General features: G+C 70.7%; 19 protein-coding genes and 1 pseudogene. 8 read left to right on the top strand and 12 right to left on the bottom strand.

Going from position 1 to position 17,287, the window contains the following annotated elements:
- Positions 1-19 precede the first annotated feature (19 nt).
- Positions 20-1,234 carry an ABC transporter ATP-binding protein gene (locus E1267_RS35400; RefSeq protein WP_132339254.1) on the bottom strand — a complete coding sequence of 405 codons (1,215 nt, stop codon included), beginning with the start codon at positions 1,232-1,234 and terminating at the stop codon, positions 20-22.
- A 179-nt stretch (positions 1,235-1,413) separates the two neighbouring features.
- Here E1267_RS35400 and E1267_RS35395 point away from each other — a divergent pair, with 179 nt between their 5' ends.
- A complete protein-coding gene (locus E1267_RS35395; protein WP_132339252.1) occupies positions 1,414-2,472 on the top strand; it encodes a LacI family DNA-binding transcriptional regulator in 1,059 nt (352 codons plus the stop codon).
- Between the two features lie 13 nt (positions 2,473-2,485).
- Here the strand turns inward: E1267_RS35395 and E1267_RS35390 are convergent, their stop codons facing one another.
- Entirely contained in the window at positions 2,486-3,616 is a 1,131-nt protein-coding gene (locus E1267_RS35390; protein ID WP_132339250.1) for a 2,5-dihydroxypyridine 5,6-dioxygenase NicX family protein, read from the bottom strand.
- A 140-nt stretch (positions 3,617-3,756) separates the two neighbouring features.
- Positions 3,757-4,242: a glutathione peroxidase gene (locus E1267_RS35385; protein ID WP_132339248.1), complete on the bottom strand. Its 486-nt coding sequence runs from the start codon at positions 4,240-4,242 to the stop codon at positions 3,757-3,759.
- A 456-nt stretch (positions 4,243-4,698) separates the two neighbouring features.
- Between E1267_RS35385 and E1267_RS47730 the strand changes: the two genes are divergently transcribed.
- Positions 4,699-5,154: an aggregation-promoting factor C-terminal-like domain-containing protein gene (locus E1267_RS47730; protein WP_342774931.1), complete on the top strand. Its 456-nt coding sequence runs from the start codon at positions 4,699-4,701 to the stop codon at positions 5,152-5,154.
- A 53-nt stretch (positions 5,155-5,207) separates the two neighbouring features.
- On the opposite strand, the gene E1267_RS35375 is transcribed toward E1267_RS47730, so the two are convergent.
- Complete coding sequence (locus E1267_RS35375) at positions 5,208-5,687, bottom strand: nucleoside deaminase (protein ID WP_165959977.1); 480 nt, start codon at positions 5,685-5,687, stop codon at positions 5,208-5,210.
- 169 nt (positions 5,688-5,856) lie between these two features.
- Between E1267_RS35375 and E1267_RS35370 the strand changes: the two genes are divergently transcribed.
- Complete coding sequence (locus E1267_RS35370) at positions 5,857-7,641, top strand: ABC transporter ATP-binding protein (RefSeq protein WP_236667606.1); 1,785 nt, start codon at positions 5,857-5,859, stop codon at positions 7,639-7,641.
- On the top strand, positions 7,638-9,500 hold the full coding sequence (locus tag E1267_RS35365; RefSeq protein WP_132339246.1) for an ABC transporter ATP-binding protein: 1,863 nt from the start codon (positions 7,638-7,640) through the stop codon (positions 9,498-9,500). The genes E1267_RS35370 and E1267_RS35365 overlap by 4 nt, the downstream gene beginning before the upstream one ends.
- A gap of 82 nt (positions 9,501-9,582) precedes the next feature.
- Here the strand turns inward: E1267_RS35365 and E1267_RS44900 are convergent, their stop codons facing one another.
- The 6 genes from E1267_RS44900 to E1267_RS35340 all read right to left on the bottom strand — a co-directional run bounded on the left by E1267_RS44900 (position 9,583) and on the right by E1267_RS35340 (position 12,385).
- Positions 9,583-9,720 carry a hypothetical protein gene (locus E1267_RS44900; RefSeq protein WP_165959976.1) on the bottom strand — a complete coding sequence of 46 codons (138 nt, stop codon included), beginning with the start codon at positions 9,718-9,720 and terminating at the stop codon, positions 9,583-9,585.
- 57 nt (positions 9,721-9,777) lie between these two features.
- A complete protein-coding gene (locus E1267_RS35360; protein WP_132339244.1) occupies positions 9,778-10,092 on the bottom strand; it encodes a hypothetical protein in 315 nt (104 codons plus the stop codon).
- Positions 10,093-10,151: 59 nt separating this feature from the next.
- Positions 10,152-10,502 (bottom strand): DUF202 domain-containing protein, encoded by a 351-nt coding sequence (locus E1267_RS35355; protein ID WP_132339242.1) that lies wholly within the window; start codon positions 10,500-10,502, stop codon positions 10,152-10,154.
- Between the two features lie 8 nt (positions 10,503-10,510).
- On the bottom strand, positions 10,511-10,837 hold the full coding sequence (locus tag E1267_RS35350; protein WP_132339240.1) for a YidH family protein: 327 nt from the start codon (positions 10,835-10,837) through the stop codon (positions 10,511-10,513).
- Between the two features lie 65 nt (positions 10,838-10,902).
- Positions 10,903-11,292, bottom strand: a complete 390-nt coding sequence (locus E1267_RS35345) for a hypothetical protein (RefSeq protein ID WP_132339238.1) — start codon at positions 11,290-11,292, stop codon at positions 10,903-10,905.
- A gap of 100 nt (positions 11,293-11,392) precedes the next feature.
- Positions 11,393-12,385, bottom strand: a complete 993-nt coding sequence (locus E1267_RS35340; protein ID WP_132339236.1) for an alpha/beta fold hydrolase — start codon at positions 12,383-12,385, stop codon at positions 11,393-11,395.
- An 18-nt stretch (positions 12,386-12,403) separates the two neighbouring features.
- Here E1267_RS35340 and E1267_RS44895 point away from each other — a divergent pair, with 18 nt between their 5' ends.
- Positions 12,404-12,550: a hypothetical protein gene (locus E1267_RS44895; protein WP_165959975.1), complete on the top strand. Its 147-nt coding sequence runs from the start codon at positions 12,404-12,406 to the stop codon at positions 12,548-12,550.
- 23 nt (positions 12,551-12,573) lie between these two features.
- Here the strand turns inward: E1267_RS44895 and E1267_RS46875 are convergent, their stop codons facing one another.
- Positions 12,574-13,020, bottom strand: coding sequence for a hypothetical protein (locus tag E1267_RS46875; RefSeq protein WP_246064458.1), 447 nt, complete (start codon positions 13,018-13,020; stop codon positions 12,574-12,576).
- A gap of 143 nt (positions 13,021-13,163) precedes the next feature.
- Here E1267_RS46875 and bla point away from each other — a divergent pair, with 143 nt between their 5' ends.
- The 3 genes from bla (at position 13,164) to E1267_RS35320 (ending at position 16,744) form a co-directional block, all read left to right on the top strand.
- Complete coding sequence (bla, locus tag E1267_RS35330; RefSeq protein ID WP_132339234.1) at positions 13,164-14,072, top strand: class A beta-lactamase; 909 nt, start codon at positions 13,164-13,166, stop codon at positions 14,070-14,072.
- Positions 14,072-16,234 (top strand): transglycosylase domain-containing protein, encoded by a 2,163-nt coding sequence (locus tag E1267_RS35325; protein ID WP_132339232.1) that lies wholly within the window; start codon positions 14,072-14,074, stop codon positions 16,232-16,234. The genes bla and E1267_RS35325 overlap by 1 nt, the downstream gene beginning before the upstream one ends.
- Positions 16,235-16,486: 252 nt before the next feature.
- Positions 16,487-16,744 (top strand): ubiquitin carboxyl-terminal hydrolase 14, encoded by a 258-nt coding sequence (locus E1267_RS35320; protein WP_132339230.1) that lies wholly within the window; start codon positions 16,487-16,489, stop codon positions 16,742-16,744.
- Here E1267_RS35320 and E1267_RS35315 read toward each other — a convergent pair.
- Positions 16,741-17,287 (bottom strand): annotated as a pseudogene (locus E1267_RS35315) (Na+/H+ antiporter); the annotation flags it as partial. The gene E1267_RS35320 and the pseudogene E1267_RS35315 sit on opposite strands and share 4 nt — an antisense overlap.

Here is a 17,287-nt window from a genome sequence, read left to right as displayed (position 1 = left end):
ATCGGAGACTGCGGGAGACTCAGCGGTTGGCCTCGTGGCCGATGGCCAGGCCGGAGGCCGTGTCGAAGAAGTGCAGGTTGTGCGTGTCGACGACCAGGTCGAGGTTCTGGCCGGAGCGCGCGTGGCTGCGGGCGTTGACGCGCGCGGTCCACAGGGACTTGTCGCCCACGAGCGGCAGCGTCGCCTCCTCGTCCTCGCCGGAGTCGGCGGCGGCCACCGTGTCCTTGTGCTCGACCGGCGGGGCGTCGATGAGGAACAGCACGTTGATCTCGGAGCCCAGCTCCTCGGTGACCTCCACCTTGACCGGCAGCGTGGCCCAGCCGTCGGCGTGGCTGCCGGCCGAACCGGAGTCCTCGAAGTCGGACGGGCGGATGCCCAGGATGATCTTCTTGCCGATGTACTGGTCGAGGCCGGGCTTGTCGGTGAAGGTCGACTCGGGGATCGACAGCTTGACGTCGGCGAAGGCGACCGCGGCGCCGTCGTCGCCGCGGACGAGCTCGGCGGTGACGAAGTTCATCGCGGGCGAGCCCATGAACCCGGCCACGAACAGGTTGACCGGGCTGTCGAACAGGTTCTGCGGGGTGTCCACCTGCTGGAGAATGCCGTCGCGCAGCACGCAGACCCGGTCGCCGAGGGTCATGGCTTCGACCTGGTCGTGGGTGACGTACACCGTGGTGACGCCGAGGCGCTCGTGCAGCGTGTTGAGCGAGGCGCGCATGGAGACGCGGAGCTTGGCGTCGAGGTTGGACAGCGGCTCGTCCATGAGGAAGGCCTGCGGCTCACGCACGATGGCGCGGCCCATCGCGACCCGCTGGCGCTGACCACCGGACAGGGCGGCCGGCTTGCGCTTGAGGTAGGGCTCGAGGCCGAGCATCTTGGCCGCCTCGCCGACGCGCTTCTGGATCTCGGGCTTCGGCATCTTGCGCAGCTTGAGGCCGAAGGCGAGGTTCTCCTCGACCGTCATGTGCGGGTAGAGCGCGTAGTTCTGGAAGACCATCGCGATGTCGCGGTCCTTGGGCGGGAGGTGGTTGACGACCTTCTCGCCGATCGAGATCTCGCCGCCGCTGATGTCCTCCAGGCCCGCGATCATCCGGAGCGCGGTCGACTTGCCGCAACCGGACGGACCGACCAGCACCATGAACTCGCCATCCCTGATCTCAAGGTTGAGCCCGTTCACGGCCTTCACGCCACCGGCGTAGATCTTGTCGACGTTCGTCAGAACGATGGATGCCATGACATTCCTTCGCGCTCCAGGGCTGTGGCCCGGATGTTGGTTCCGTGTGCCCACTCGGGTGGATACGTTTTCAAGCATCTCACCCGAAACGGACATCGGTGTCAAGGGTTACAGCGTGACCAGCCGTTGTCGGCATGCCGCCCTTCCCGATCCCTGGAAACCATGATGGAATCGTTTCCATGGACAGGCGGGCGACGATCAAGGATGTGGCCGAGGCGGCCGGCGTGGGCGTCGCGACCGTCTCCCGGGTGTTGTCGGGCGGCTCGGCGAGCGCCGCCGCGCGCGAGCGCGTCCTGGCCGCCGCCGCCCAGCTCGACTACCGTCCCAGCGCGCTCGGCCGCAACCTGCGCCAGCGCCGCACGGGCGGCATGGGCCTGCTCGTCCCCGACCTGACCGACACCTTCTACGGGCAGCTGGCGGAGGGCGTGCTGGCCTGCGCCCGCTCGGCGGGCGAGCCCGTGGTGCTGGGCTCGACGGGCGGCGACCCCGAGCAGGAGGCCGACCTGATCGGCATGCTCATCGAACAGAGCGTGGACCGCCTGATAGCGGTCCCGTCGGGAGACGCGGAAACGTGGACGCCGGCGATGCGAGCGGGCATGACCGTGATCTTCGCCGACCGGCTGCCCTCCCAGACGTCCCCCGACGGCACCGGGCCGTCCGCCGTGGGCGACCTCATGGCCCTCGACGGCCTGCCGCCCGCTCCCCCGGCCCGGCCGCTCGACGTGCCGGCCGTGGTGGCCGACGACCGGGCGGGCATCCGTACGGCCGTCCGCTACCTGCGGGGCCTCGGCCACAAGCGCATCGCCTTCCTCGGCGGACCCGGCCACGACGGCCGCGCCGACGCCTTCAGGGCCGCCGTCGGCGAGCCGGTGGACGAGGAGCTGATCGTGTTCGGCACCGGCAGCCGCGACTCCGCGTACGCCGCCGCCTCCGGCCTCTTCCAGAGCCGCCCCGACCTGTCCGCCGTGGTGGCGGGGGGCAACGTGCTCGGGGAGGCAGCCGTGCTGGCCGCCAGGGAGCTCGACCTGAGGGTGCCGAAGGACGTGTCGCTCGTCATGTACGACGACGTGCCCTGGGCGGAGTTGTGCTCGCCGCCTCTCACGGTGATCGCGCAGCCGGGGCGCGACATGGGCTACCGGGCGGCGGAGCTCGTGCTGCGCGCGGGCACCAGGAGGGCGCGGAGCGTGGTGCTGCCGACGGAGCTCATCGTCAGGGGCAGTTGCGGCCCCCGCCGCTGACCGGGCTCGCGCGCTACGCGGGCAGCCCCGCGTAGCGCCGGGGCAGGATCATCACCGGGTTGTCGTCGAGGACGACCTCCGGCGGGCCGAACCGCGCGGCCACCTCCTGGATCTCCGGCTCGTCGAGCAGCAGCAGCCGCCCCTGCTCGATGAAGAGCTCGCCGTCCACCGTGACGGTGGGCCGGTCCATCTGGCAGTCGCAGTGCGCGAAGCCGGGGCCGGTGGTGACGGGCTCGCCGCCGGTCAGGCCGTCGATGCCGCAGTAGAAGGCTCCGGCGTGCTTCTCCCGCTCGAACTGGGTGCCCCCGGCGATCCGCACCTTCGGGTTCAGTCCGATCAGGCCGTGGCGCATGTAGAAGCCCTCGGGCGCGTAGCGCCGCAACCGCTCGGCCCCCGACCCGCCCTCGATCTTGCGGACCAGGTTGCCTTCGAGGGTGAGGCGCACGGGCTCCTCGGGCACGCCGGTGACCGTGCTGTCCTCGATCGTGATCACGCCTTCGGTGTCGGCGGGCCAGAAGTTCGCGCCGCCGTACGGGAAGGGCCGCCAGTCGCCGGGCCGCAACGCGCCCGGGTCGGGGTCGAAGGTCAGGCCGGAGAACGTCACGTCGGTCCCCGGCCCGGACGTCACCCGGATCCGCCCGGCGCCCGACAACTGTCGCAGCGCCCGGCGCAGCAGCGCGTAGAACACCTCCGCGGGCAGCCGGCCACCGGTGAGCAGCGCGCCGGCCGTGGCGGTCATGTGCAGCGACAGGAAGCGGGAGGAGCGGGACTTGATCTGGTCGAAGAACAGCGGCGCGGTGTGCACCTCGCCCCACCAGGTGCCGCTGATCACGACGTCGGCCTCGTGGAAGGCGGCCGTCTCGATCTGCAGCGGCGCGTCCCTGTCCCAGCCGCCGGCGCTGAACGGCGCGACGGACAGGATGCGCACGTCGGCCCCGCGGAAGGCCGCTCCGGCGGCGATGGCCTGCACGACGACGGGGTCGACGGTGTGCTCCATGAGCAGCAGCACCCGTTCGCCGGGGACCAGCCTGACGTATTCGCACAGGTTGCGCACGCCGGGCATCAACTCGACGATCGAGTACGGGGCCGCGGCCGGTTCGGACACGTAGCTGGAGGGCGATCCTGCGTACGGATTGATCGTCATCGCGAAACTCCCTGCGGAACATCAGACCGGCTCACCCGATTACCTACCGCAGCCGTGCGAACACTACACGTGCATTCGGACTTTTCATCTCGAATGACACATGCGATGACGTTCTGCCTGGCCGGCTCCCCGGCGGGCGTCTACAGCAGCTTCTCGACGGCCGAGGCTAGGCCCGGGTCGTCCGGCTCGGTGCGGGGGCGGAAACGGCCGGCGACCGCGCCCTCCCGGTCCACCAGGAACTTCTCGAAGTTCCACTGCACGTCGCCCGCCTCGCCGTCGGCGTCGGGCGTCCGGGTGAGCTCGGCGTAGAGCGGGTGGCGGTCCGGGCCGTTGACGTCGGCCTTGGCCAGTAGCGGGAAGTCGACGCCGTAGTTCGCCGCGCAGAACTCCCGGATCTCCTCCGCCGTGCCCGGCTCCTGGTCGGCGAACTGGTTGCAGGGCATGCCGATCACCGTGAAGCCGCGCGGGCCGTACTCCTGGTGGAGCTTGACCAGACCGGCGTACTGCGGGGTGAGGCCGCACCGGGAGGCCACGTTGACGATCAGCGCGGCCCTGCCCGCCGTGAGGTTACGGAGCGTAGTGGGTGCGTCGTCGAGGGTGCGGAGCGGAATGTCGCTGATACTCATGGCCCCGACCCTACAGAACGGCGCGGGCGGGGACTTTTCGCCTTCTCGGTTCCTTCGGGCGGACGGACGGCACGCCGCGCCGTCGCCGCGGAGAAGAGCCCCCTCCCACCCCCGGCCCAGGGCCAAACCTCAGGATTGACCACCTTTTCCGGCAAGCGAACCCCATATGCGCGACGGGGCGGGCAAACCCGGTCCAGCGACCGGGCCCTTTCTCCGTAACGGTGGCACAAACACCTGTCCACGCCGTGTCGCGACGTATGACCCACGGTTACGCAGCGTAATAGGAATCGTGCTAGAGGACACGTCGCGGCGCACTCCGGGCCGCCCAGCACGATCGGGCGGTGCAACGGAATCCCGGAGGGCCACGCGGACTCTCCACGTCCGAGCCACGGACGCGGACGGCAGTGGGCGCCGCCAGCGCGCCTGTCCGCACGCGACCCGACAGCAAGGACCGAATTGGACAGCAAACGCGCGCTCAGCAGCACTCTTATCTCCGTCACCGCGCTCACCGCGTTCGGTGGCACGCCCGCCCGGGCGGAGTCAGCGCCTCCGGTCAACACCCGGGTCTGGACCACGACAGCGCAACCCAAGATCACACCTGAGAAACCTTCCAGCAGGAACAAGCGGATCGCTCTGGGACACGTCGTCCAGCGGTCGTGGAACCTCAAGGAGTTCCGTTGCCTGGACAATCTGTGGACCAAGGAGAGCAACTGGAACCACCGGGCCCGTAACCGTTCGTCCGGAGCGTACGGCATCCCGCAGGCGCTGCCCGCGGGCAAGATGCGGGGCGCGGGCAGCGACTGGCGGTCCAACCCCGAGACGCAGATCCGGTGGGGCCTGGCATACATCAAGGGGAGGTACGGCCGACCTTGCGGCGCCTGGGGTCACTTCAGATCGCACAACTGGTACTAGAGGCGGGAAGGGCACCCGGGCGCACCGGGTGCCCTGCCTGCGCCGGACACAGGTCAGGACCCGGTGTGGCGGCGGCGGTGCAGCTCGCGGACCTCGTCGGCCAGCTCGGGCACCGGCCCCTCCACCGTCACTCCCGGCGCGACCTCGTTGACCGGCAGCGTACGCACCGGAGGCGGCGGCACGCCCCACTCGCTCAGCCAGCCGGCCAGCTGCCACGACGACGCGACGTACACGATCCGCCCCAGCCCCACCCAGGCGTGCGCGGCGGCGCACATCGGGCAGTGCTCGCCCGAGGTGTAGACGGTGGCGGCGGCGCGTTCCTCCGGCGTCATGTTCGCCGCCGACCAGCGCGCCAGCTCGAACTCAGGATGGCGGGTGCGATCGCCCGAGGCCACCCGGTTGTGGTCCTCCGCCAGAGCGGCGCCGTCGCCGGAGACGAGCACCGAGCCGAACGGTTCGTCACCCTCCTCGAGCGCCTGCCTGGCCAGCTCGACGCAGCGGCGCAGGTGGAGCAGTTCCGTACTGTCGATCACGCATCCTCGCAAAGTGGAGCAGCCTGGAGGCACATTCCCCAACAGACCACAACAAAAGTGATGCACCGTCGAAGCGTGCATGGTCATTCACGTTTTCCCACGTCAGAAACGTGAACCCCACCTCCAGGCCACAGAAAATCTGTTGATCCGACGTATTAGCCTAGATGGGATGCCTCCCGATACGCACAAACCTCGCCGTCCCCTGCTGTCCTCCAACTCCCTGTGGCGGATGAAGTCCTACCTCCGCCCCTACGTCGCCAGACTGGTCCTCATCTGGCTGGCCGCGCTCGTCGGCATCGGCGCCGGCCTCGCGCTCCCGCTCATCAGCGAGCAGGTCATCGACGGCCCCGTGGCCCACGGTGACTCCTCCGGGCTGCTCCCCCTCGGCCTGCTCGCGATCGGCGTCGGCGTGGTCGAAGCCCTGCTGATCTTTTTCAGGCGGTGGGCCCAGGTCAAACCGGTGCTCGGCCTGGAGACCCGCATCCGCGACGACCTCTACGGGCACCTGCAGCGCCTGCCCATGGGCTTCCACGGCGACTGGCAGTCGGGGCAGCTGTTATCCCGGGCGACCACCGACCTGTCGACGATCCGCCGTTTCCTCGGCTTCGGCATGCTCTTCCTGGTCATGAACATCCTGCAGCTGATCACGGTGACCGTGCTGCTGCTCAACAAGTACTGGCCGCTCGGGCTGCTGGTGCTGGCCTCGTCCGTGCCGATCATCTGGACGTCGTTGCGCTTCGAGAAGCGCTACATCAAGATCTCCCGCCAAGTGCAGGACGAGCAGGGCGACCTCGCCACGCTCGTCGAGGAGTCCGCGCTCGGCATCCGCACCATCAAGGCGTTCGGCCGCCGCCACCACGTCTACGACCGCTACGACGACGCCGCGCTCAAGGTGTACGACACCTCGATGTCCAAGGTGCGCCTGTCGGCCAGGTTCTTCTCCTTCCTGGAGATCATCCCCAACATCACGCTGGCCCTCGTCCTGCTGCTCGGGGCGCTGGCCGTCGGCTCGGGCGAGCTGACGCTGGGCGCGCTCGTCGCGTTCACCACGCTGATGTTGCAGCTCGTGTGGCCGATCGCGAGCCTCGGCTACATCCTCGCCATGGCCCAGGAGGCCATGACGTCCGCCGACCGCCTCATGGAGGTCATGGACACCGTCCCCGCCATCGAGGGCGGCACCGAGACCATCGAGCGGCCCCGGGGCCACCTGCGCTTCGAAGGGGTGGGGTTCCGCTTCCCCGACTCCGACGAGCCGGTGCTGCGCGACGTCTGGCTGGAGGTCAAGCCCGGCGAGACGGTCGCCGTCGTGGGCGCGACCGGGGCGGGCAAGACCACGCTGACCGCGCTGGTGCCCCGCCTGCTCGACCCCACCTCCGGCCGGGTCACGATCGACGGGCAGGACGTACGCGACCTCAAGCTGACGACGCTGCGCCAGGTGGTCGCCACCGCGTTCGAGGAGCCGACGCTGTTCTCGATGAGCGTGCGCGAGAACCTCATGCTCGGCCGGCGCGACGCCACCGAGGACGAGCTCGCCGCCGCCATCCAGACCGCGCAGGCCATGTTCGTCCACGACCTGCCGTGGGGCCTCGACACCCGCATCGGCGAGCAGGGCCTGTCGTTGTCCGGCGGGCAGCGGCAGCGGCTCGCCCTGGCCAGGGCGGTGCTGAGCAAACCGCGCATCCTGGTCCTCGACGACACCCTGTCCGCGCTCGACGTCGAGACCGAGGCCCTGGTGGAAGAGGCGCTGCGGCACGTGCTGCGCGAGGCGACCGGCATCGTGGTCGCCCATCGCGCCTCCACCGTGCTGCTGGCCGACAAGGTGGCACTGCTGCGCGACGGCACGATCACGCACGTCGGGCAGCATCACGAGCTGCTGGCCCAGGTGCCCGAATACCGCGAGCTGCTCGCCCAGGACGCCGACTTCGACGGCGCGTCGGAAGGGGCACTGCGATGACCACGACCACCACCCCGCCGCCCCCGCAGAACGCGCCCGGAGCCACGTCCTGGCGCGGCGTGGCCTCCGAGGACCAGGACGAGCTGTCGGAGAAGGTCTCCGTCCTGCTGCGGGCGCGCTCCCGGCGGCTGCTGGGCAACCTGCTGAGGCCGTACCGGAAGAAGATCGCGCTGCTGATCGCGATCATCGTGGTCTCGAACGCGGCCGGCCTCTCGATCCCGTTCCTGGTCTCCGTCGGCATCGACTCCGGCATCCCGCCCCTCCGGCAGGGATCCGGCCCCGCGGTCCTGCTGACCGTGGTCGGGGTGATCCTGGCCGCGGCCGTGACGCAGGCGATCACCCGGCAGGCGTTCCTGCGCCTGTCGGGGCGGATCGGCCAGGGCGTCCTGCTGGAGCTGCGCAGAAGGGTGTTCGACCACTTCCAGCGCCTGTCGCTGAGCTTCCACGAGCAGTACACCTCCGGACGGGTCATCTCGCGGCTGACCTCCGACATCGAGGCCATCGCCGAACTGCTGCAGTCGGGGTTCGACGCGCTGGTCAAGGCCGTGCTGACCATGGCGGGCACGGCGGTGCTGCTGCTGGTGCTCGACGTGCACCTCGGCCTGGTGGCGCTGGTCCCGCTGCCGTTCCTGCTGCTGTTCACGAAGTGGTTCCGCCGGCAGTCGGCGATCGTCTACCGGCGTACGCGCGAGACGGTGGCGCTGGTGATCGTGCACTTCGTGGAGTCGATGACCGGCATCCGCGCCGTGCAGGCCTTCCGCAGGGAGCCGCGCAACCAGGAGATCTTCGAGCAGCTCAACGACGACTTCCGCGGCGCGAACGCCCGCAGCATGCAGCTCGGCGCCACGTTCATGACGGGCATCAAGCTCATCGGCAACCTGACGATCGGCGGCGTGCTGCTCTACGGCGGCTGGCTGGCGCTGCACGGCGACGTCAAGGTCGGCGTGCTGGCGGCGTTCCTGCTCTACCTGCGCCAGTTCTACGAGCCGATGCAGGAGGTCAGCCAGTTCTACAACACCCTGCAGTCGGCGGGCGCGGCGCTGGAGAAGCTGTCCGGCGTGCTGGAGGAGGAGCCGTCCGTGCCCGAACCGCGCGAGCCCGCGGCGCTGCCGCCGGGCGGAGCGCGCGGCAAGGTGCATTTCGAGGCCGTCAGATTCGCCTACGTCGAGGAGATGCCGATCCTGCCCCGCCTCGACCTGACGATCCCGGCCGGGCAGAGCGTCGCCCTGGTCGGCGCGACGGGCGCGGGCAAGACGACGCTGGCCAAGCTGATCTCCCGCTTCTACGACCCCACCGAGGGCCGCGTGCTGCTCGACGGCGTCGACCTGCGCACGCTGGACGAGCCCACCCTGCGTCAGGCCGTGGTCATGGTCACGCAGGAGAACTTCCTGTTCAGCGGCACGGTCGCCGACAACATCAGGTTCGGCAGCCCCGACGCGACCGACCGGCAGGTGCGCGAGGCCGCCAAGGCGATCGGCGCGCACGAGTTCATCGCGAGCCTGCCCGACGGCTACGACACCGAGGTGGGCAAGCGGGGCGGCCGCATGTCGGCCGGCCAACGGCAGCTCGTCGCGTTCGCCAGGGCGTTCCTCGCCGACCCGGCCGTGCTCATCCTCGACGAGGCCACCTCCAGCCTCGACGTGCCCAGCGAACGGCTCGTCCAGCGCGCGCTGCGCACGATCCTCTCCGACAGGACGGCGCTGATCATCGCGCACCGGCTGTCGACGGTGGAGATCGCCGACCGGGTGCTGGTGATGGAGCGCGGCGAGGTCGTCGAGGACGGTTCGCCGGCCCGGCTCATCGCCGCCTCCGGCCGCTACGCGGGCCTGCACCAGGCGTGGCTCGACAGCCTGAGCTAGTGGTGCGGGCGTGCCGCCGCCGCGAAAGCGGTGTACAGCTCGTACGCGACGAACCCGGCCAGCGGCACGCCCACCGCGATCATCAGCCTGCCGGGCAGGCGCGCGCGATCAGCGGGCGCCTGCCCGGCCGGTCGGCGGGCACGAACACCGGCGGCGGCTCGTCCGGCACGGCCGCCAGCTCCGGATGGCGGGCCAGGTGCCCGAAGGGGAACGAGGTCACGTCGCCCTACAAGGCGAGCCTTGGTGACGCCGAACGCTACGGAATGCTCACCAATCATTACGTAAGGTGTCGATACTTCGGCCGCTGCACCGGGCTGAGCAGCGGTGTCGGGTCGGGCACGCGGGGTTCGGCCGATGGGATGAGCTCCGGATGGCGTGACAGATAGCCGTCCGGGAACCTGGTGGACTCCTGGCACCCGCAGTGCGGGCAGATCACGCCGGGCCCCGGCGGGAGGGCGGGAAGGCCGTCGCGCAGCCACACCTCCCTGTCGTTGCCGTGACGGTCGTCGACGCGCCTGACCAGATACTGCTCCTCCCAGACATGCCAGCAGCGGCGGCATTCGAAGGGTACGGTCCTGAGTTCTTCGTTCAACGAGGTCACCCCCTCGCTTTCGAGTGTCCGCCCGTCTCGTGGCGGATCGCAACCCCGGCCTACCTGGCCGTGAGCACGAAGGTCACGGCGCCCGCGACCAGGCTGAGCGTGCCGAGCCAGGCGAAGATCGCGTCCAGCCGGGAGTCCAGGGGCCGGCCGCCGTGCAGGGCGGCCTGCACCCGGCGGAACCGAGCCCTCGTCCTGATCAGCAGCAGGGCGCCACAGAGGGCGGCCAGGGCGAAGCCCGTGGCGGCGAAGAGGGGCAGGTCGTGCCTGGCGGACAGGCCGGCCGCGCCGAGCCCGCCGGTCGCGAGGGCCACGGCCGTGCGCACCCAGGCCAGCCGGGTGCGCTCACTCTGCAGCCCGCGGTCCCAGATCTCCTCGTCAGGCGCCGGCGCGTCCCTCTTCACCCGCGGCCTCAGATGGACAGGACGATGAGGACGAGGGCGATCACGGCCACGGCGGCGACGCCGTAGCCGAAGACGGCCGCGAGCGCGGGGGGAGGCAGCGGCGCCTGCTCGCGCAGGGCGCGCTGGATGTTGCGCCAGCGCGGGTAGGCCAGGCCCGCGGCCAGGGCGGAGAGGGTGACGAGCATGATGGCGAGGGCGGTGCGGATCCAGGGCACGAACATGTCGTCCGGCACCGCCGCCATGGCCACCCCTCCCGCGCTGAGCGCCAGCGCCGTGCTCAGCCAGGTGAGAAAGGTGCGTTCGTTGGCCAAGGTGAAACGCGGGTCGGGTTCCATAAGAAGACGGTAGTTCGTCTACTTTTCCCCTAGAGAAGTCGGGATTGCCCTTTCTGTCCGGAGGCTCAGCCGGTGCAGGCCTGGGCGACCTTCTCCAGATAGGCGGCCGAGTCGGTGCCGACCTTCTGCACCGCGTCGACGGCGTCGTTGGCGTTGTTGACGTTGATGCCGCTCAGGGTCGCGGCCAGGTCGTCGGTGGCCTCCTTGAGCGTCGTGTTGGCGGCCTGGTCGGCCACGTCGTTGAGCTTGGTCGCGGCGTCGTCGAGCGCCTTGTCCATGGCTTGGGGGTCATTGGTCAGCTTGGCGATCTGCGTGCCCAGATCAGTGACGATCTTCGGCGCCTCCAGGCACGCCTGTGCCCTGTCGATGGTGTCGTTGACCCCGCCGCACCCGGCGGCGAAGACGCACACGGCGAAAGCGGCAAGGGGCAGGAACCGGCTCTTGAGGTGGCGCATGTTCCCGACCCTACCCAACGAGAGACCACACCGCGTGACCACTGCTTTTCGGATTGTAGAAGCGTCCGAAATCGGCGATCTCGCCTGCTGGGAAGACGGGTCACCCGGTGGCGAGGCCTTCGAGCCAGCCGATCAGCAGGCGGTTGACCTCATCGGGACGCTCCTGCTGGATCCAGTGGCCGCAGCCGTCGAGGATGTGGGAGGCGGTCAGGCCCGGCAACGTCCGCGGGAACGCCTTGATGGCGCCGGCCAACCAGGTCGTGGTCGGGTCGAGCGCGCCTCCGACGAACAACGAGGGCTGGGTGACCGCGACGCCGTCCCACGCGGCGAGGTCCTCCCAGTCGCGGTCGACGTTGCGGTAGCGGTTGAGCGCGCCGGTCAGCCCGGTCCGCTCGAACTCGCCCGCGTAGACGTCGAGATCCGCCTCGGTGAGCCAGGACGGCAACCCGCCCTCGGGGAAACGGTCGGAGAGCCGGCCGCCCTCGGGGACGGTGGAGATGCCCGCCGCGGGCATCGTGCCGGCCGAGAGCGCCGCGTAGATCCCCGAAAGCCAGCCGCGGACGTCGGGTTCGATCTCCGCCTCGGCCCGCCCGGGCCGCTGGAAGTAGCTGACGTAGAACTCCTCCTCCCCGCCCAGCCGGGCAAAGGTGTCGGTGGGCCGCCCGGGCCCGCGCGGCGAGTACGGGACGCTGAACAGGGCCACCGCGGTGAACAGGTCCGGCCTGAGCAGCGCGCTGTTGGCGGCGATCGGCGCACCCCAGTCGTGGCCCGCGACCACCGCTGACCGTTCGCCGAGCGCGCGCACGACGGCGACGTTGTCGGCGACGTGGTCGAGCATGCGGTACGCGTGCGCCTGCGCGGGCTTGGACGAGCGGCCGTAGCCGCGTACGTCGATGGCCGCCGCGCGAAAGCCCGCCGCGGCCAGAGCGGGCAACTGGTGGCGCCACGAGTACCACAACTCGGGGAAGCCGTGGACGAGCAGGACCAGGGGGCCGTCGCCCTGCTCCGCCACGTGGATGCGGCCGCCGGGCGTCTCCACCAGCCGGTGGCGCACGTCGGCGGGCGAGAACGAGGGGTGATCGGGCTGTGGCATGCGTCCTCCAGTCGGGGCGTGTCCTTCGCATCATGCAGGCCACGGTGCGCGGCTGAGCCGTTGATCGCCCGCGTCGGCGACCCGGCCGCGCAACCCGACGGCGCCAGGCCCGTGCTCCTGACGCAGGTGCTGGTTCCGCTGCCGCCCACCGGCTCCGGTGGCTGAGGCGCCGGCCTCGCCTTCCACGTCTACCAGCTCACCGGCTCGACGCTGTCCACCGCGATCATGCTGGTGGTCTCCCGGCTGCCCGACGTGCTGCTCGGGTCGGTGGCCGGGATGCTGGCCGACCGCTGGGACCGCCGCCGGCTGCTGGTCGTCACCGACCTGCTGCTCGCGCTCGGGATGCTGCCGCTGCTGGCCGTGCGCGACCCGGCCCAGATGTGGATCGTGTACGCCGTCGCGCTGTGGACGGGCGTGCTCAGCACGGTGCTCTTTCCCGCGCGCTGCTCCCGCAGGTCGTGGCCGACTCGCAGCTCGTGCGCGCCAACGCCCTGCACGGGCAGAGCGGGCAGCTGGCCCCGCGCGCCGGGCAGGCCCGCGTCGTCGATTTCGGCGGGCGGGCAGTGGATCTCGGGGCTCCGCCTGGCCCTGGGCAACGCGGGTGTGCGCGTGCTGGTGGCGTACATGGTGATCACGGGGCTGGGTGAGAGGCATGGTGCTGCTGACCTGGCGTCATGCGTGATCGGATATCGAATCCTTCGCGATATCGCTATTAGACATCCGCTGATCGCATCTGCTTTGCTCCTGCCCTCTGACGGACAACGGCGAAGGATTCGACATGCGACACCTCCGGGTGGCGACGGCGACCGCTCTGACGATCACTTTCCTCGGGTGCGGTCTCGTCACCGGCACCGCCTCGGCCACGGCGGGCGTGTCCGGGCAGGCCCGGGCCACGAAGGAGCTGCGGGCGCTGGAGACCTCGTTCAAGGGACGCATCGGCGCGTACGCGATCGACACCGCCAACGGCAGGACGATCGCGTACCGATCGGACGAGCGGTTCCCGCTGTTGTCCACGTTCAAGGCGATGGCGTGCGCGGCCGTGCTGCACAAGGCCCGCACCTCCCAGCCGGGGCTGATGAACAAGCGGGTCCGGTGGACGGCCCGCGACCTGGTGGACTACTCCCCCGTCACGGAGAAGCACGTCAAGGACGGCATGACCGTGGCCGGGCTCTGCCACGCCGCCATCACGATGAGCGACAACACCGCGGGCAACCTGATCCTCAAGCAGATCGGCGGACCGGCCGGGCTGACCCGGTACTTCCGGTCGCTGAAGGACCGGGTCTCGCGCCTCGACCGCTGGGAGACCGAGCTCAACGACTGGACGCCCAAGAGCCGGCGCGACACCACCACCCCGTCGTCCATCGCGCGCGACCTGCGCGCCGTCACGTACGGCAAGGCGCTCAACGCCAAGGACCGCGCCCGGCTCAACGCCTGGCTGATCGCGAACAAGACCGGTGACGCCCGCATCCGCGCCGGCCTGCCGAAGACCTGGTTGATCGGCGACAAGACCGGCACCAACTCCGACGGGTTCGGCGGCGGGAACGACATCGCCGTCATCTGGCCGAAGAAGGCCGCCGCCCCCATCATCATGGCCATCTACACCAACCGCAGGCCCGGCCTGGCCGCCGACGACAAGACGATCGCGAAGACCGCCGAAGTCCTGGCCCGCGGGCTCGGCAGGCTCTGATGACACGCCGGGGGACGCAGGTCGTCCGCCTCGCCGCCGTGGGGGCGGCGGCGGGCGTGCTGGTCGCGGGGATCGCGCTGCCCGCCGTGGGCGGCGCGGGCTTCGGGTTCGTGGCGGCGGCCGACGGGGTGAACCTCGAGCCCGCCGACCTGGTCGAGCCGCCGCCGGCCGAGGTCACGATCGTGCAGGACGTCAAGGGGAAGGAGATCGCGCGTTTTTACGAGGAATATCGCGAGATCGTCGGCTTCGACGAGATCGCCGACGTGATGAAGACCGCGATCGTCTCGATCGAGGACTACCGCTTCTACGAGCACGGCGCGATCGACGTGGAGGGCACGCTGCGGGCGCTGGCCGCGAACCTGCGGGCGGGCAGAGTCAGCCAGGGCGGGTCGAGCATCACCCAGCAGTACGTCAAGCAGGTGCTGCTCACCTCGGCCGGCAGCGACGAGGAGCGCAGTGCGGCGGTGGAGGCCAGCTACGCGCGCAAGCTCAGCGAGCTGCGGTACGCCATGGGCGTCGAGAAGAAATACACCAAGGACCAGATCCTCGAGAAATATCTGAACATCGCGTATTTCGGCGCCGGCGCCTACGGCGTCGAGGCGGCGGCCGAACGTTTCTTCGGCGTCAAGGCCTCCGAGCTGACCCTGCCCCAGGCGGCGACGCTGGCCGGGGCCGTGCAGGATCCCAACGCCACCGACCCCAACCTGGGCCGGGCGCAGCGCGAGCGGCTGCGGGCGCGGCGTGACGTCGTGCTGAGCCGGATGGCCGAACTGGGCAGGATCACCCCGGCCGAGGCGGCGAAGGCCCGTGCCACCGCGCTCGGGTACAAGGGCACCAAACTCCCCGGGGGCTGCGAATCCAGCAAATATCCGTACTTCTGCCTATATGTCAGGCACGAGATTCTCAGCGACCCCGCTTTCGGCCCGACCGCCGAGGCCCGCCTGGCCAGGCTCAACCGCGGCGGCCTGACCATCACGACCACGATCGACCCGGCCGCGCAGGCCGCCGCCGACCGGGCGATCAAGAGGTGGGTCAGGCCCTCGGACCACGCCGTGGCCGCCGAGGCCCTGGTCCAGCCGGGCACCGGCGCGATCAGGGCGATGGCCGCCAGCAGGCGCTACGGCCGCGGCGCCGACAGGAACGAGATCTCGTACAACGTCGTCGCGGACGCCGCGCACGGCGGCGGGGCCGGGTTCCAGGCGGGCTCCACGTTCAAGACGTTCACCCTGCTCGCCGCGTTGAAGCAGGGCATGAAGGTGGACGACGGCCTCAAGGCGGGCGCCGGATACCGCGCGCCGGGGTACGCCGCGTTCAGGAACTGCGCGGGCGAGAACGTCGGCGACCCCGCGCACACGGTCACCAACGACGAGGGCTCGCCGGGCTGGAAGACGCTCCGCACCGGCACGTGGGGCTCCGTCAACACCTTCTTCATGGAGCTGGAGCAGCGGGTCGGGCTCTGCGAGACGGTCACGACGGCCAAGTCGCTGGGCATCCGCCGCGCGGACGGGAAGAAGCTGCAGGAGTACGAGACGTTCACACTCGGCATCAACGAGGTGGACCCCGTGACCGTGGCGAACGCGTACGCGGCGATCGGGGCGCGCGGCCGCTACTGCGCGCCGATGGCGATCACCCGTGTCACCGACGGGAACGGCAGGACCATCCGCTACCGGCCGAAATGCCGCCAGGTCCTCGACCCCGCCGTCGCGGACGCGGCCTCGGCGGTGTTGTCGGGCGTGTTCACCAAGGGAACGATGAGCGGCGTCGGCGGCATCGGCCGGGACGCGGCGGGCAAGACCGGCACCACCGACGACTACGCGGCGGCGTGGTTCGCCGGGTTCACCCCCGACCTGGCGGGCGCGGTGAGCGTGGGCGACCCGCGCGGCTCCCAGCGGCACAAGCTGGTCGGGGTGCGGCTCGGCGGCCGTTACCACGGCGCGGTGCAGGGGGCGAGCGTGCCCGGCCCCATCTGGCGGGACACGATGGCCGCGGCGCTGAAGCGGGTGGCGCCGACGTCGTTCACGCCGATGGACCGGGACCGGTTCGGCGGTTGCGGCGCGCTCTGCCGCCCTGAACGACCTGGCACCGCGGACCAGGAGCGGCGGGACCGCGAAGCCCCGGGGACGCGGGACCGGGCGGAACCCGGGGACGCCCCGGGACGATGATCGGGAGCCGCGCCGGGCAGGCATGACCGGGTCGTGCGACCTGCCGTTCGCCGCCGGCGCGGCGCCTGTTCCGCGGAGGCGGACCCGCGCGGGCAGGTCCTGGAGGCCCTGCCGAGTGCCAGGTCGTGACCGCGGCCCTCCTGGACGACAAGGGCAGATCCGTCCCCTGCGGCGGCGGGACGGCCACCGCGGCGCGTGAGCGGAGGCCGCCCTGCGGGAGTCCGGCGGCCGAGCGGGTCATAGGATGGCCGTATGGCCACGTGCGAACACCTCTCCCAGGCCGGCGACCCCGCGGCGACGACACCGGAGGGTTGCGAGGAGTGCCTGGCCGGCGGAGGCCGGTGGGTGCACCTGCGGCGCTGCCTGGAGTGCGGTCACGTCGGCTGCTGCGACTCCTCGCCGGCCAAACACGCCACCGCGCACTTCCACGCCACCGGCCATCCCGTGATGCAGTCCTACGAGCCCGGCGAGCAGTGGCGCTGGTGCTTCGTGGACAGCCGGATGGGTTAGCGCTCCAGCATCGCCTCTTCGAGGTCGAGTTGCGCCATCAGGTCGCGCAGCACCTCGTCCTCGAGGCGGCGTTCGTCGCGCAGGCGTACGAACACCCGGCGCTCGGCCTGCAGCATCTCGCGGCGCAGACGCCGATACAGCGCGCTGGGGGTCTCCGCGCCGTCCTGGCCCGTGCCGCCGCCCAGGCGCTCCCACGCCGACAACGACCGGCGCCACGCCTTCTCCCTCAGCTGGTCGATGACCTGTTGCTCGATCTCGTCGGGCTCGTCCTGCCCGGCGATCAGCCGATCCAGCTCCGCCAGCCCTTCCTCCAGCGCCGCCTGCTGGGCCGCCGCCGCGGCCAGACGGTCCTCGTACTCCTCCTGGTCGCTCGACACGCGGAGCCGCCTGATCAGCGCGGGGAACGTGGTGCCCTGGATCAGGAGGGTGCCGATCACGGTGGTGAACGTCAGGAAGAGCACCATCGCGCGGTCGCGCTCGGACACCTCCGGCGGGACGGCGTACGCCGCCGCGAGTGACACCACACCCCGCATACCCGCCCAC

The organism is Nonomuraea longispora (genome assembly GCF_004348345.1).
GTDB classification, from domain to species: Bacteria; Actinomycetota; Actinomycetes; order Streptosporangiales; family Streptosporangiaceae; genus Nonomuraea; species Nonomuraea longispora.
The sequence above is the reverse complement of the archived record's forward strand: the minus strand, read 5'-3'. Positions and strand labels throughout refer to the sequence as shown.